Here is a 14,878-nt window from a genome sequence, read left to right as displayed (position 1 = left end):
AGGCCGCCCACCCCGACGGCCGAAAGGCCACCGCGCATCCCGATGGCCGAAAGGCCCCCGCCCGCTCCTTCCACCCCCCTCGCAGAATGTGCCCCGTATGAACTCGAAGCACAGCGGTCGCCGCCGCCGCGAACCCGCGCCCGCTCCCGGTTCCGCCCGCCAGGGTTTCGTGGCCATGGCGGCCTTCCTCGTCGTGACGTCGACGACCGCCACCTACCTGGCCCTGAACCACTCGGACAACACCACACCGGCCGCCTCGGCCGGCGGTCCCCGCTCCGGGGCCGGCGCCACCAAGACGACCAAAGAACCCCCGTGGGACGGCAAGACAAAGGTGCTCGGGGACGGCTCCACGTCCTACACCGGGCCGCAGAAGGGCCAGTTGAAGCCCGTCCCGCTCAAGCCGGGTGAGAAGCCGCCCCAGTTCGTCGTCTTCTCCTGGGACGGCGCCCTCCAGGGCGACGACAAACTCTTCACGCACTACCAGGAGTTGGCGAAGCAGTACAACGCCCACATGACGTTCTTCCTGACCGGCATCTATCTGCTGCCCAAGGACAAGAAGACCCTCTACAAGCCGCCGATGCACGCGCCGGGCGCCGCGGCGATCAGCTACGCCACCGACCAGCACATCCGCGACACGCTGGTGGAGCTCGGCAAGGCGTACAAGGAGGGCAACGAGATCGGCACCCACTTCAACGGTCACTTCTGCGAGGACAAGGGCGGCGGGGACTGGAGCGTGGCGGAGTGGGAGAGCGAGATCAACCAGTTCTTCTCGTTCGTCGAGAAGTGGAAGACCAACACCGGCTACACCGACCTGCCGGCCCTGCCGTTCGACCCCACGAAGGAGGTCAACGGCGGTCGCGCGCCCTGCCTGGAGGGCCAGAAGAACCTGCTCAAGGCCATGAAGGCGACCGCCAAGGACTACGACTGGCGCTACGACGCGAGCTCCTCGGGCAACCTCCAGATATGGCCCAACAAGAAGGAGGGCGTCTGGGACTTCCCGCTGCAGCTGCTCCCCTACGAGGGCGGCAAGTTCCAAGGTCTGTCCATGGACTTCAACTTCCTCGCCAACCAGTCCGGCGACTCGACCGAGGGCGACCCGGCCAAGTACCCCGAGTGGGAGCAGGAGACCGTCGCGTCGTACATGGACGGTTTCAACCGCGTGTACTACGGCAGTCGCGCACCGCTGTTCATCGGCAACCACTTCGAGAACTGGAACGGTGGCATCTACATGAAGTCCATCGACCAGGTCGTCAAGAACGTGTGCACGAAGAAGGGCGTTCGCTGTGTGTCCTTCCGTGAACTGGCCGACTGGCTCGACGTGCAGAAGCCCGCGACCCTGGAGCGCCTGCGCAGTCTGGATCCCGCGCAGTCCCCGGACTGGTCGACGGTGGTGAAGTAGCCGTGAACGGCACCCCGACTTTCGGTGCGTCAACGTACCGTTTTCTCAAGGGAGTTGACCTGGACGTGCATGAAATCTCCCCGGGTTCACCACAGTTGAGGAGGACGTGTAAAGATTCCCTCCCCGGCATCTGATCGGGTGTAAGGAGATCATCAGTGAGATCGAAGATGTTGAGCCGATGCTCGACCCTGACGGCGATAGCCGTCTCCGCAGTCCTGCTGCCCCTTTCCTCCGCCCACGCGGCGACCGCTTCCGGCGCCGTGAACCGGGCGACGGCCGACGCGTTCGGCCGGATGGCGGACGCCGTGCTCACCGACCGCACGGCGGCCCTCCTCGACAAGAGCCAGGCGGCACCCCGCACGGCCCTCGCGTCGAAGTCGACGGGAGGCGTCAGGCTGACCGCCGCGCTGACGAAGACGGAGGACACCGCGGTGACCTCCCTGCGCGGCACCCGCTCCCGCCTCGCGGCGCTGGGTGAGGCCTACACCGCCGGCGACACCAAGGTCACCGTCGACAGGACGCGCAGGTGGGGCAAGGTGGCCACCGCCTGGGTCACCGAGACCACCGTCCTCACGTACAAGAAGATCCGCGGCGACGAACCCGACACCACGGGCTTCGACGCGCACCACGTGCTGACCTTCGCCGCCCAGCCGGACGGCACCTGGAAGCTCTCGGGCCTGCGTACGACCGACAAGGGCGCCCACCAGGTCAACGAACCCGTCACCGCCGCCCCCGCGCGCAGGACCCCGATGGCCGTTGTCGACGCCCCCCCGGCAGCGACCACGTATCCCGCGCCCGCCAACCCCAAGAAGCTCACCGGAGGCGCGTACGACTACGCGGCGATGGCGACCTACGCCGAGAAGTACTGGAAGAACTACAACGCGGCCTACCGGAAGTTCAACGGGGTCGGCGGCGACTGCACCAACTTCGTGAGCCAGAGTCTGCTGGCGGGCGGCTGGCAGCCGATCAGCACCGTGACTCCGGAGGAGTACGACACCTGGTACTACGTCGCCAACGGCCAGTCCGACTCCTGGGCGGGCGTGAACGAGTGGTCCTGGTTCACCCAGACCGCCCAGCGCACCACGCCGCTGGCGAACGTCTACCAGATGGACGTCGGTGACGTCATGCAGATGGACTTCGACAGGGACGGGGCCAAGGACCACACCATGATCACGTCCTACCGCAGCTCCAGCGGCATGCCGTACCTGACGTACCACGACGCCGACACCTACCGCCGGTCGCTGTCGAGCATCATCGCGTCGTACCCGACCTCGGCGTACTACGCGTACCGCACCTGATCACCTGGTCACCTGATCTCCTGAGGTGACCTAGGGGTCCGTGGTCCTGGGCGGCTCGGCGGCCTCGGTCTCCGATGCCTTGGTCTCCGCCGCCTTGGATTCCGCCGCCTTGGTGGATTCCGATACCTCGGCGGATTCCGCTGCCTTGGTTTCCGTGCCGCCCACGGCCTTGGGCGTCGGCGCGGCTCTGTGCGACTGCTGCAGGGCCGTTGCCGAGGCCGACTCCCGCAGCGCCCGGATCCGCTCCGCCCGCTCGGCCTCCTCGGGGTGGCGGGCTTTGTAGTACGGGTTGTCGTGCGGCAGGGCCGAGCCGACCCTCCCGTACATCCCGAAGAACATCAGCAGGACGCCGACCACGAAGCTGAACAGCACGTTCTGGATGTGGAAGGCGAGGAAGTTGTAGCGGCCGTCCAGCAGCGCCAGGTTCAGGAAGCCGTTGAGGATGAACAGGACGCCGAAGACCATGTTGAGCGTCGAGGCGAAGTTCCCGCCGATCACCATGCCCACGAACAGCAGCAGCCCCACGCAGATGGACAGCACGCTGAGCGAGCCGTTGGTGTTCAGCCCTATGACCGTGTCCCCGTGGGTGGTGAAGAAGCCGACCTTGTTGGTCAGGCCCAGGATGCCGAAGGCGAGCAGGAAGAGGCCCATCAGGCCCGCGCCGATCCGATAGAACGTGTTCAGCCGGTGATCGACCGGCAGATGGTCGTCGAAGGCGATGCGTCGTCGGGTTCCGGGACGAAGTACGTGCGTGGCCATGTCCGCCTCCCTCTCCAGCTAGCGGAGGCCGTACGTACATCCCAGCATCCGCCCGCAGGCCGGGGACCGCCAACACCGGGGACCGGGATCGCCGGCACCGGAGAAGCTCAGACCGGGCCGCCGCGCTCCTCGCGGATCTGGGAGACCACCCGGGCGGCCGTCGCCCGTACCGCCTCCGTCTCGGTCAGGAAGTGCCAGTAGTCGGGGTGGCGCCCCTCCAGCGCGGCGATGGCACGCTCCAGCCGGGTGACGGAGTCGTCGAGCGGGCGGGCGTGCCGCGGATCCGGGGTGTTGCGGCCCGCCATGGCCAGGCGCTGGGCGTCCCGGATGGCGAAGCGGGTGCGGTCGATCTCCTGCTGGGGGTCCTTGGACACGGCGTTCAGCCGTCGCAGCCGGTCGCTGGCCGCCGACACGGCCTCGTCGGTACCGTTCAGCAGCGCGCGCACCGTGGACAGCAGCGAGGTGGCGTCCGGCCAGCGCTGCGCGTCGCGCGCGGCCTGCGCCTCCTTCAGCTTCAGCTCGGCCTGCCGTACGTTCTCGGTGGCCTGCTCCGGTACGTGCTGCAGGTCCTGCCAGCACGCGGCCGAGAACCGGCGCCGCAGCTCGCTCAGCACCGGCTCCACCTGCCCGGCGCGGGTGGTCAGTGCCTGGGCGCGGGTGCGCAGCGACACCAGCCGGTGATCGATCTCCGCGGCCCGCTCCGGCAGCCGCTCGGCCTCCGCGCGCACCGCCCCGGCCTCCCGGGAGACCCGCTCGGCGCGCTCCAGCGTCTCCGCTACGCCGTGCTGTCCGGCCCCTTGGTTGAGCTTGGTCAGCTCGGGCCCGAGCGCGGCGAGCCGGCCGGCCAGATCATCCGCTCTGAGCCCTGTCTTGCGGACGCTGTCGAGGGCGTTCGAGGCGGCGAGGAGGGCCTGACGGGCGCGCTCGACGGCGGGCGCGAGCCGGGCGAGCTGCGTCTCGGCCTTGCCGAGCAGCGGCGCGAGTCCCTGGGTGAACCGGTCCAGGTCCTGCTTGACCCGCCCCAGCTGGTCCTTGGCGGCGGTGAGTTCGGCGCGGGCGCGGGTGGCGACCGACGCCTCCAGCTCGTCCCGGTCGAGGTCGTGGGCGTCGACGGCCTCGATGTACTGTCCACTGGCCTCGTCGATGCGCCGGCCCAGCGCCTCGAAGTCGGAGACGGCGCGGCGGGCCGCGGGGGAGTCGTCGACGGCGATGATGGTCTCGATCGAGATCCGCAGATCGCGCTGGGCGGTGTCCAGCTCGTAGAACGCCGCCGCGGCGGCGTCCTTCGCGGCCTGCGCCTCGGCCCGCTGACTCTCGGCGCGCCCGCCGAACCAGCGCCGGGTGCCGCCACCGGCGAAGGCCGCGGGCAGCACGAGGGCGGCGAGGAGCGGGAGGGTGACGAGGGTCAGCACGTCACGGTATCGATGGAGCTGACGGCGTACCGACTGCGCGCGTGGCGCAGACGGCGTGTACGGCTCTGAAGGTGTCGCCGTCACATCCCTCTCCCGTGCTGTCATCCGCCTTGCCCGGTCATTCTCCCACCGGTTAAGGACGAACACACGGGCCGGTTAGTTCGCGGTTCGTACGGTGATGCTTCCGTCGCTCGCGTGGGCGGACACGACGTGCGAACTGGCCGGGTCCCGGGGCACGGACACCCGCACGGATCCGTCCCCGCTCTCGGCTGTCACCCGGTACGTGTCGTGGGGCAGCCCGATGGTGAGCGAACCGTCCTGGCTGCGGGCCTCGACCAGGTCGGGTACGACGCCGAGTTCGAGTTGTACGGACCCGTCAGAGGTCTGGGCGCGCACGTGACGCGAGTCGATTCCGAGGGCGTGGATCGAGCCGTCGGCGGTACGCAGGTCCAGCGCGCCGGAGGAGTTCGTCACGCGGACGCTCCCGTCCGACGTACGGATCCCGAGCGTCTCCTTGAACCCCTCCGCCCGTACGCTCCCGTCCCCGTCCACGACCTTCACCGCGACACCGCGCGGCACGACGATCCGGTGCTTGGCGCTGCAGTCGGCGACCACGCCGGAACACTTCATCCGCAGCGTCAGCCGGTCGTCCTTCATCGTCCAGGTCACGCGCGGATCCCCACCGACGACGATGTGCCCCTGGAACCACCGGGTGACCTCGACCTTGTCCGTCGCGGCCGACTCGGCGACCACGAGCTCAAGCGCGGAGTCGTCCGAGTCCACGGTGAGCGTACGACCGTGCAGCGCGAACGCCCGATGATCCGGATGCCTGTCGTCTCCGGCACTCGCCCCGCAACCTGTGGCGGTCGCGACGAGAGCGCCGACGGCACCGGCGACGGCCGCGGTCCGCGCAGCCGTCTGTGTCCGAGTCCGAACCATGAAGATCTCCCCCTGGAATGAAACGCCGACGTGCTCCGATGCCCTTCGACGCCTTCCGACCGTACGGTTCCGGGGTCCGCCGGGGGATCCGGGCTGCTCCCGGACCGGAGGTGGGGTTAACCCCCGGATACGGGTTTGCGGGGCATCCCCCCGGGCAATGTAGGCTGTCGACTCGTCCTGGGCGCGTAGCTCAGCGGTAGAGCGCCGCCCTTACAAGGCGGATGTCGGCGGTTCGAAACCGTCCGCGCCCACCAGTCTCAGGACACGAGAAAGGCCCAGATCAGCGGGTGACCACCCGGAGATCTGGGCCTTGGTCTTTCTCGGCGACTTCTCGGCGCCGTGCCACTTACGTGCCAGATGGGCCGCGCGGAGGCCGCTGCACCTTCCTGATCTGACCGTCCACGTAGTCGGCGATCTGGTGGTCGCGCTCGTTGACGAGGTGCTGACAGACCAGCGAACTCGGCCATCTCGGGGGCTCGGGATCTGGCCTCGATGAGCCCGTCGACCTCGGCGACCTCCTCGTTGGGGGTTTGGACCTCCTCCGCGAGCGTCCGAAGGGGCTGCTGCAGGTAGAGCGCTGTTCGAGCCACGGGCTCAAAGTTGAGGGTCGAACGAAGCATACTGGCCACGTACCGAGCCGATAGTGCTCGGCGGAGCCTCCCCGAGCGAGTACGCGTCCACGAGCGGCAGCAGCGACGTTCTTGCAGCTCAGAAGGCCCAACGGCGATGTGCGAGGCGTGCTCTCCGGAGCCGTGTGCGCAGGTTGAATCCTGTCGGGAGCACTCGCCGCGTCTGCCAAGGCGCGGCTACGACAGGGCAGTTGGCCCCCGCGCGGCCCGCCATCCCGGAACTGGCGGGCCAACGTCTCGAAAGACGCCGCCGCGGGGTAACCGGAACCTACGCCTCCGCCAATCGAAACGGAAGCCCCCTGTTTCCGCAACGATCGGGCCGCCCATTCGTGTGCGGCTGGGCCGGGGCCTCGGCAGAGTTCTCCGGGCTCGCACGTCACTAGCCCGGGGCCTGGCTGTCCCACACCCAAACCGGCGTCTCACGCCACAGCCTCGCGCTGGGTCGTGTGCCCGCGAAGCCGTCCGCCCCCGGCCCTGATGGCCGGGGGCGGTTCGGTACTACCAGTGGAGGACGGCCGCGCCTCTCTGCGGCGTTCTTTTCGTTGCCTGTTCGTGCTTGATCTGTCCTCAGGTCGGGCTGGACGCTGAGGCGCCCCCTCCACATCTTCCCGTTTGAATCTCGAAGATGGACCTGCCCATGCGTACTCTCATACGCGCCGGCGCGCTGACCGCCGGTGTTTCATCCCTGCTGCTCCTCGGACCGACCGCGCACGCCACCCCTCCCGGTGACAACGGGACAGTGAAGATCCACGACGCCAGGACAGGCGAGGAGTTGCGCCGCAACGAGCCGCATGTCTGCACGTTCTACCTCGACGCCTTCGGTTTCGACGCGATACAGCAGGTCGACTGGCACATCGAGGCCTGGGCTCCGACAGCCGCAGCCAAAGGCGAGACCGTGAAGTCCGGGGCGATCACCCTGGATGCCGAGGGTCACGGCCGTACGGCAGACCTGTCGCTGCCTGACGGGCACTACAAGCTGTTCTGGAACTTCGACGGCGAGAAGGGAGCCGCCAAGCACAAGGTGTTCTGGACAGACTGCAAGGGCTCTGGGGGCGGTGGTGGCGGTACGACGCCGTCCGGCTCAGCGTCGCCCTCTTCACCGGCGTCGTCCTCGCCTTCAGGTTCGCCGGGTGCCACCGCCGCGCCGAGTGTCTCCTCAAGCGAGGGCGGGGCAGCCCCGTCCGCGGCCGCCTCCCCGTCCGCGCAGGGCGGCGGTGGCCTGGCCGAGACCGGTAGCAGCGCCCCGGTGGGCCTGCTGTCGGGCGCCGCGGCGGCGCTGGTGACCGCGGGCGGTTGCCTGGTGCTGCGACGCCGTAGGACCTTCCGAGGCTGACGTCTGCTGGGCATGGCGGATCCCCCCGTACTCACTTACAAGGCGGATGTCGGCGGTTCGAAGCCGTCCGCGCCCACCAGTAGAAGACCCCCAGCCGATCATGGCTGGGGGTCTTTGACATCCGGATCTGACAGCAGCGCCGGGACCGCTCGCGCTGGAGGCGTCTCGTGAGCAGTCGGTCCATGTGGCTGACCGCCTCGTGCTGCGTGTCCTGGACCACGTAGGCGTAGACGTTCACCGTGACGGCGATCTGGCGCGGACGGGATGGGGGCCGGGGAGGGGGGTGGCCCAAGCGAGAAGACGCCGGTACTCCGCGCGTGAACACTGAGGCCGTAGATCACTAGTCCGACTTGTTGATATATAGGCGTGTTACCCCCGAACGTGCCAAGTGCTCCAGTGTGCGCGGTTCAAGCTCGCATCGGATGTAGGAGACATCCGAAACGCTTGAACAAGGAGCACACATGAGTCCTGACCACAGGACACCTACGCCGTCCGGACCCCTACTGCGAGGCAAGCGCAGGAAGATCGGCGGGCTCGCCACCACCGCGCTGCTGGTGGCGATCGGACTGGTCACCCCCGCCGCGGCCATCGCGCACACCGTGACTGGCCACGCGGCCGCCGACGGTAGGTGCGAGAAACCTGGCATGGGAGCGCTGGACAAGTGTAGGGGGCCGCGGCCGCCGAAGCCGACCCCGCCCCCGCCGCCGACGGGCTGCAACGACATCGACTCGGCAGTTCAAGGGATGACCAAGTACGTCTCGGTGGTTTGTAGCGGGCAGGTGCGGGTCCTGTCCGTCAACGAGGCTGGTCCGAATCCGCCGACCCCCGTTGCTAACGGAAGCAACGTCTTCTGGCAGCTGGTGGGAGGCCCGACCAACGTATTCGACGCCACCTTGGCGGCATTCGATGGTGGCCTCCTGGTCACCGAGCTGACTTCAACAGGAGAGGTGTGGCAGGGGGTGTGCACCTCAACGCTGCCGCTCACGGTGCCGTGCACCTTCAAGCAGATGCCCACGCCACCGAACACGTAACGAACCTGCTCGCGGCGATCGTGTGGCCTGTCGGAAGCATGCGGCGGTCCGCTCACCGCCGGGGCAGCATCGGCCGGCCGACACCGTGCCCCTGGCGTGCCCGTTCGAGAGGCACGCCAGGGGGCCACGGGGAACGCCGGACAGTGCTCCACGAACGGGCAGGTCAGCGTTCTCCCACGTCAGGGCTGAACGCGCATACGCGATCTCTCGGGGCGGATGTCGGCGGTTCGAAACCGTCCGCGCCCACCAGTCTCAGGACACGAGAAAGGCCCAGATCAGCGGGTGGGTACCCGGAGATCTGGGCCTTGGTCTTTCTCGGCGACTTCTCGGCGCCGTGCCCGCCGGTACCCCTCGGGCACGGAGAGGAACGGCCGCTCGGGTGTCAACTGGGCTCCACCCGGTAAGGCGGAAGACACGACGCCCTGTCGCTGTCTGCCGAAGTCTGTTTCTTACCTAGCCTTACTTCGGTGGTCTTATAGTGCGTCGGTTACTGGCGGACCCCCGAAGGGCTACGGCGAAACCCCATGTCTTTGCCAGGCATACGGGCGGTGGTGACACCCCTCCCCAAACGCCTCGACTCCCTCACGAGCCTGCGCTTCTTCGCGGCCTTCGCGGTCTTCACCACTCATTTCACCGGGAGCGGCGGCAAGACCGGACTGGGACGGGCGCCGTTGATCTTCCCCTACGCGCAGTTCGGCGGAAACGGCGTCAGCCTCTTCTTCGTTCTGTCCGGTTTCCTGATGATCTGGGTCTTCAAACCGAACGAGCACCCAGGTGCCTTCTACTGGCGCCGCGTAGGCCGGATATGGCCCGCCCACCTGGTCGCCCTGCTGCTGGGCACCTACGCCTACTACACGGCGGCGCACCTCGCGATCAGCTGGCCCAGCCTGATCTCCTCCGCCTTCCTGGTGCAGACCTGGTCCCCGAACGTCACCCCGGCCCTCCCCGGGAACGAGGTCACCTGGACGCTCAGCGTCGAACTGCTCTTCTACGCCCTCTTCCCGCTGCTGGCCCGGATCGCGGTCAGGCTGCGCACCCGCTGGCTCGGGGCGGTCACGGCAGGCGGACTGGTGGGAATGTGGGCCGTGGACTGGTTCGCCACCACCCACTATTCGGCCGCCCACGCCGCCTGGGTGATGCGCCACCCCGTGGTCTACCTGCCGGAGTTCCTGCTCGGCATGACGCTCGCGCTCGCGGTCAAACGCGGCTGGCGGCTGCCGCTGCACCCCTCGCTGCCGGTGGTGCTGCTGGCGGCCTGGGTCTACTTCTACTACGAGGGCCAGGCCCGCTTGCCGGCGGGGGTCGCCGCGCAGCTCGACTATCTGGTGCGGCCGGTGGTCGCGGTCCTGGCCGCACTGATCATCCTCGCCTTCGTCCAGCGCGAGGTCCGCGGACTGCGTGGCGTACTCAACGCCAAGCTGATGGTCCAGCTCGGCCTGTGGTCGTACTGCTTCTACCTCCTGCACCACTCGATCAGCCGGCTGGCCATCTACCAGTGGGGCCGCATGCCCGACAACAACGGCACGCTGTTCGCGCTGATCGGCATGTGCATGGTCGTCATCGTGCTGGCCTGGGCGTTGTACTCCGCGGTGGAGGAGCCCGCGGAGAAGTGGTGGCGGCGGCACACGCCGCAGCGGTGGCTGCGGCAGGGGCCGCCCGGCGGGCGAACAGTGGCGGTTCCGCCGTCTCGCCGGCCGGAGAGCGAACCGCGCGAGGCGGTCGCCAACACGTCGTGAAGCCGGCCTCGTGATCGTCAAGTGCGTCGGACGACCAGCACGGCCACGTCGTCGAGGACGCGGTCGGCGATCTGCTGGGCGTTCAGTCCGTCATGGAGGGCCGGCCAGTGTTCCGGCTCGCTCCAGTCCGGCGTCCAACGTGAGGCCCGGTCCTTCGACCACACCGTCCGTGACCATGACGAGCGTGCTGTCCTCGTCGAGGATGAAGGTCCCCTCGCCGTACTCGGTGTCGGGCACGACTCCCAGGACCGGGCCGCCCGGCAGCTCGCGGATGCTGTGGCTGCCGTCCTTGCGCGCACAGCCAGCGGGCGGCGACCTCCAGGCCCGCGAGATGCTCGGGCAGCCTGGGGAGCATGGTCTTCTGCAGCGCCGTGGCCGGCTCGACCCGTGTTTCCGGCCCCGTCATTCCTCGGCGAAGACCAGGTCCTCGATCGGGTGGGTCATGCGTACCGTCCCGCCGTTGACCTCGACCACGTGGTGCAGGCCGGTGAGGGCCTTGGCGGTGGAGCCCTGGGGGAGGATGCGGAATCGGTCGGCGCCGCCGAAGAGGTGGCTGGGGAAGCAGTCCAGCGAGGTGTCGGGCGCGAAGCGCAGGTGGTCCGCGAGGCGGCGGAAGCGCTTCGGGAGCAGCACCAGGTCGTCCGTGAGGGAGGACGGGCCGGTGATCGCCGCCCCGGTGGTCGTCGTGTCCTTGGCCCATACGCCGAGGCCCGCCGACCTCGCCTGCAGGGACACCACGGTCAGCTCGGTGCGCAGGTCGGGGAAGAGGTTCGAGTAGAAGGCTCGCTCGTGCCCGGAGCGACATGGAATTACGACGTTTGTGGCGGGCCTTCGTGGGCGTGCTTCAGCTTCGCGCGGGCGTCCACCGTGTCCGGTGGGGCGACCTCCGACCAGAAGCGGTGGCAGGTGACGAAGACGGCGAGTTCTCGTTCGCGTTGGCGGAGCTTCTCGACCTCGGCCTGTTCGTCGGGTGTCCAGCCGGGGGAAGCGGGGCGTTCCACCTTGCGCCAGCCCTTGTCGTCGCTGAAGCCGTCCAGCGGCTCCACCGACCAGGGGAGCCTCTTGAGCAGGGCCAGGAGCTCCGCCCGGACCTGATGCAGCTCCTCCTGGCCTGCCAGGAGGTCACTCGGGAAGTCATAGGTCGCAGCCACGCGGCAATGGTACGCCTGTTCGAATTTGAGGTGCGAGTTCCTTCGGGGACTTCACGCGAACGGGGGTCCACGGCGGACGGCTTCCTGCCGCGGCGGCCCGAACGGTCAGTCGTCGTCGGCGAGTTCGCGGCCGCGCGCGTTGGCTCGGTCCACCTCGGCCATGTGCTCCTCGGCCCAGGCCCTGACCATGGCCAGTGGACCCTCCAGCGACAGGCCGAGCGGAGTGAGCCGGTAGTGCACGCGCGGCGGCACCGACGGCTCCACCCTGCGGTCGACCAGGCCGTCGCGGGTCATGCCCTGGAGGGTGACCGACAGCATCTTCTGCGAGACCCCGGGCATCCTGCGCCGCAGTTCCGCGAAGCGCACCTCCTCCGGGGACGCCTCCGCCAGCACTTTGACGGTCATCGACATCCACTTCGTACCGATCCGGTCGAGCAGGCGACGGGTCGGGCACTGCGGATCGAAGAGATCCCCGCGGTTCCCGTCGCGGGGCTGGGGCGGAGAAGGGGTCATGAGGGGGTCACCTGGGGCTCACTACCTGTCGTGGAAGTGCGGTCTTGGCGTCTCCAGGTTAGTCACCTAGCGTTTGGTTGTCACCATTGGTAACCACCCCACCCCCCCGCACCTGGAGGTCTCATGTCCCTCGCACTCCGGCAGGTCGAAGCCAACGGCGTCGAACTCAACGTGGCCCTGGTCGGCGAGGGCCCGGCCGTTCTGCTGCTCCACGGTTTCCCCCACACCTGGCAGCTGTGGACCCACGTCCTGGACGGGCTCGCCGGGCGGTACCGAGTCATCGCACCGGACCTGCGCGGATGCGGCGCGAGCGCGCGCACGGCGGGCGGCTACGACGCCGGTACGCTCGCGGCCGACGCCGAAGCCCTCCTCGACGCCCTCGGAGAGACCTCGGCCGCCGTGGTCGGCATCGACGCGGGCACCCCGCCGGCGTTCCTGCTCGCGATGCGCCGCCCCGACCTCGTCCGGCGACTCGTCGTCATGGAGTCGCTGGTGGGCAGGCTGCCGGGTGCCGGGGAGTTCCTCGCCCACGGCGCGCCCTGGTGGTTCGGCTTCCACGCGGAATCCGGCGGCTCGGAACCGGGCCCCTCTGAATCCGGCCACGCGAAACCCGGCCTCGCGGAATCCGTCCTGACCGGGCACGAGGACCGGTACGTCGACTGGTTCCTCGAATCGGGCACCCTCGGGCAGGGCGTGGATCCCGCCGTCCGTGACGCATTCGTCCACGCGTACACCGGGACCGAGGCCCTGCGCTGCGCCTTCTCGTACTACCGGGCCCTGCCCGAAAGCTCCCGGCAGATACAGGAAGCGGTCCGTACGGCCCGGCTGACCGTGCCCACCATGGCCATCGGCGCCCACCCCGTGGGCAGCGCGCTCGAACGACAACTGCGGCCGGTGGCCGACCACTTGATCGGCCATGTCATCGAGAACTGCGGGCACATCATCCCGCTGCACCGCCCGGACCGGCTCCTCGGTCTGCTGGAGCCGTTCCTTGCCCCGGCGGGGTCAACGGATCAGCTTCAGCATCATGGCCGGCGGCAGTGACGGGTTGGCCGCGGCCGCCTCCGCCACGCGGCCCTCGGCGTCGCCGAGCAGTTCGACGACGACCGGTACGGGCAGGGACGGGTGGGCGGCGGCGATCGGTCGCGCCTGTCGGTCGGTCAGGCAGGCGAGCAGGGCCGGCGCCGTCGCGTTGCGGTGCCGGGCCACCTCGCGGAACGCCTTCGGGACCGGTGGGTCGTGTCTCGTGACGTGCTCCAGGAGGGACCGCGACGCGTCCGGGTTCGTCGCCACCCTGGCCAGCACCCGTACTCCGTGACGGTCGATCATGTCGCGCAGCCTGGCCTCGGAGAGGCCGGGGTGAGGGGCGATGGACTTGAGCACCTTCGCGTCGGTGTCGGCGGCCAGCGCGTCGCGTGTCCCGGGCGGCAGATCACGTCGTGCGGCCAGGAGCATCCGTACCGCAGGGTCGGGAGACTTGGCCAGGCTCTCGACCTCGGCAGGGGTGGCGGCGGCGATCCGTGGCAGCAGGGTCGCGCCGATCGTGGCGGTGCCCGCCAAGGAGGCGAGCAGATCCAGTGGCACGCGGGGATTGTGGGCCAGGCTGCGCCGTACGTCGGGGCTCACGTCGGTGGCCAGCGCGCGCAGGTGGGTGGCGTCGACCGCGGGGTTCTCGGCGAGGTCGCCCCGTATGCCGGGCAGCGGGTCGTCGGCCAGCCGTCCCCATACCTCCGGGGGCAGATCGGAGCGGCCGGCGAGCGACCAGCGCAGCAGCGCCGAGGAATGGCCGGCGAAGCCGGCGGCGGCCCGGGCGGGAGTGGCCGGGTTGCTCAGTGCCCGCCGCCACATGTCGTGCACCGTGGACTCGTGGGAACCGGTGCAGAACGCGCCCGGCGGCAGGTCGTCGGCCGGGTGCGGGTGTGGATGCGGATGCGGGCGACCGGGAGCGGCCGGAGTCCGCTCACGGTCGCAGACCAGGCAGTGCCGCGCCGGAGGCAGCCCGTCCCCGGTCAGCAGCATCTCCAGTACGGCCGGTGGCGTCGCCTCGTTGGCCGCCACCGCGCGGCGGACCTCCGCATGCGGGTGTCGCGCGAGCCGGGCGGCCATGTCCGGCGTGGTCCACAGCGCGAGCTCGGCCACCACCGCGATCTCCGAGTCGGCGGCGAGCGTGTCCGTCACATCGGGGGGAAGGTCCGGGCAGGCGGCCAGCTTCGCGCGGCGCTCGGTGACCGGATCCGTCGCGAAGCGGCGCGCCCACTCCGGGAGGCCGGCCCCCGTGTCGAGCAGGGCGAGCGCGGCCTGCGGCTGGGCCACGGGATCGATGTCGGCGGACGTCAGCCGTCCCTCGTACGCGAGGTGTACGGCGGTGCCCTCGTCGCGGGCGGCCAGCGCGAGTGCCTGGGCGCGGCCGAGGTCCGGGCGGGCGGCGAGTTCCGTGGCGATCTCGTCGTCGGCGACCGTGATCAGCCGGTCGACCAGCTCGGCGGGGAGGGCCGGGTTGGCGGCGAGCCCGCACAGGATGTGGTTCACGAGGGCACATCCTGCCCGGGGCGGGCGGGAAGCGCCCGCGGATTTCTTTCCGGTTCCCCTGGCTCCCCGTATCACCAGACATTGCTCAGCCCGGTGGTTTGCTCAGCCTGGACTGCGCAGTTTGAACTGGACAGTCTGGACTGAAGGTC

The 14,878-nt window shown here is 69.4% G+C and carries 14 protein-coding genes and 1 tRNA gene; 7 read left to right on the top strand and 8 right to left on the bottom strand.

The window, feature by feature from the left end:
• Positions 1-97 precede the first annotated feature (97 nt).
• Together AAFF41_RS16490 and AAFF41_RS16485 are read left to right on the top strand one after the other, a co-directional pair.
• Entirely contained in the window at positions 98-1,399 is a 1,302-nt protein-coding gene (locus tag AAFF41_RS16490; protein WP_343324133.1) for a polysaccharide deacetylase family protein, read from the top strand.
• Positions 1,400-1,566: 167 nt separating this feature from the next.
• Positions 1,567-2,697, top strand: coding sequence for an amidase domain-containing protein (locus AAFF41_RS16485; RefSeq protein WP_343326301.1), 1,131 nt, complete (start codon positions 1,567-1,569; stop codon positions 2,695-2,697).
• Positions 2,698-2,727: 30 nt separating this feature from the next.
• Here the strand turns inward: AAFF41_RS16485 and AAFF41_RS16480 are convergent, their stop codons facing one another.
• The 3 genes from AAFF41_RS16480 to AAFF41_RS16470 all read right to left on the bottom strand — a co-directional run bounded on the left by AAFF41_RS16480 (position 2,728) and on the right by AAFF41_RS16470 (position 5,807).
• Entirely contained in the window at positions 2,728-3,456 is a 729-nt protein-coding gene (locus AAFF41_RS16480) for a DUF4383 domain-containing protein (RefSeq protein ID WP_343324132.1), read from the bottom strand.
• Positions 3,457-3,563: 107 nt separating this feature from the next.
• Positions 3,564-4,952, bottom strand: a complete 1,389-nt coding sequence (locus tag AAFF41_RS16475; RefSeq protein ID WP_343324131.1) for a coiled-coil domain-containing protein — start codon at positions 4,950-4,952, stop codon at positions 3,564-3,566.
• Positions 4,953-5,024: 72 nt separating this feature from the next.
• Complete coding sequence (locus AAFF41_RS16470) at positions 5,025-5,807, bottom strand: DUF4097 family beta strand repeat-containing protein (RefSeq protein ID WP_319743874.1); 783 nt, start codon at positions 5,805-5,807, stop codon at positions 5,025-5,027.
• A 179-nt stretch (positions 5,808-5,986) separates the two neighbouring features.
• Here AAFF41_RS16470 and AAFF41_RS16465 point away from each other — a divergent pair.
• The 4 genes from AAFF41_RS16465 to AAFF41_RS16450 all read left to right on the top strand — a co-directional run bounded on the left by AAFF41_RS16465 (position 5,987) and on the right by AAFF41_RS16450 (position 10,536).
• Positions 5,987-6,061, top strand: a tRNA-Val gene (locus AAFF41_RS16465).
• A gap of 1,012 nt (positions 6,062-7,073) precedes the next feature.
• A complete protein-coding gene (locus AAFF41_RS16460; protein WP_319743872.1) occupies positions 7,074-7,769 on the top strand; it encodes a hypothetical protein in 696 nt (231 codons plus the stop codon).
• 461 nt (positions 7,770-8,230) lie between these two features.
• Entirely contained in the window at positions 8,231-8,800 is a 570-nt protein-coding gene (locus AAFF41_RS16455; RefSeq protein WP_343324130.1) for a hypothetical protein, read from the top strand.
• 524 nt (positions 8,801-9,324) lie between these two features.
• Positions 9,325-10,536 (top strand): acyltransferase family protein, encoded by a 1,212-nt coding sequence (locus tag AAFF41_RS16450; protein ID WP_319743870.1) that lies wholly within the window; start codon positions 9,325-9,327, stop codon positions 10,534-10,536.
• A gap of 90 nt (positions 10,537-10,626) precedes the next feature.
• Here AAFF41_RS16450 and AAFF41_RS16445 read toward each other — a convergent pair whose 3' ends face one another.
• The 4 genes from AAFF41_RS16445 to AAFF41_RS16430 all read right to left on the bottom strand — a co-directional run bounded on the left by AAFF41_RS16445 (position 10,627) and on the right by AAFF41_RS16430 (position 12,200).
• Positions 10,627-10,869: a SpoIIE family protein phosphatase gene (locus tag AAFF41_RS16445; RefSeq protein WP_319744508.1), complete on the bottom strand. Its 243-nt coding sequence runs from the start codon at positions 10,867-10,869 to the stop codon at positions 10,627-10,629.
• 69 nt (positions 10,870-10,938) lie between these two features.
• Complete coding sequence (locus tag AAFF41_RS16440; protein ID WP_343324129.1) at positions 10,939-11,274, bottom strand: hypothetical protein; 336 nt, start codon at positions 11,272-11,274, stop codon at positions 10,939-10,941.
• 71 nt (positions 11,275-11,345) lie between these two features.
• Positions 11,346-11,687, bottom strand: coding sequence for a hypothetical protein (locus AAFF41_RS16435; protein WP_054230980.1), 342 nt, complete (start codon positions 11,685-11,687; stop codon positions 11,346-11,348).
• Positions 11,688-11,792: 105 nt separating this feature from the next.
• Positions 11,793-12,200: a winged helix-turn-helix transcriptional regulator gene (locus AAFF41_RS16430; protein WP_319743867.1), complete on the bottom strand. Its 408-nt coding sequence runs from the start codon at positions 12,198-12,200 to the stop codon at positions 11,793-11,795.
• 123 nt (positions 12,201-12,323) lie between these two features.
• Between AAFF41_RS16430 and AAFF41_RS16425 the strand changes: the two genes are divergently transcribed.
• On the top strand, positions 12,324-13,244 hold the full coding sequence (locus tag AAFF41_RS16425) for an alpha/beta fold hydrolase (RefSeq protein WP_343324128.1): 921 nt from the start codon (positions 12,324-12,326) through the stop codon (positions 13,242-13,244).
• Here AAFF41_RS16425 and AAFF41_RS16420 read toward each other — a convergent pair.
• Positions 13,206-14,729 carry a hypothetical protein gene (locus tag AAFF41_RS16420; RefSeq protein WP_343324127.1) on the bottom strand — a complete coding sequence of 508 codons (1,524 nt, stop codon included), beginning with the start codon at positions 14,727-14,729 and terminating at the stop codon, positions 13,206-13,208. The two genes, AAFF41_RS16425 and AAFF41_RS16420, sit on opposite strands and share 39 nt — an antisense overlap.
• Between the last annotated feature and the right edge of the window lie 149 nt (positions 14,730-14,878).

The sequence above is a fragment of the Streptomyces mirabilis genome (genome assembly GCF_039503195.1).
GTDB lineage: Bacteria > Actinomycetota > Actinomycetes > Streptomycetales > Streptomycetaceae > Streptomyces > Streptomyces mirabilis_D.
The sequence above is the reverse complement of the archived record's forward strand: the minus strand, read 5'-3'. Positions and strand labels throughout refer to the sequence as shown.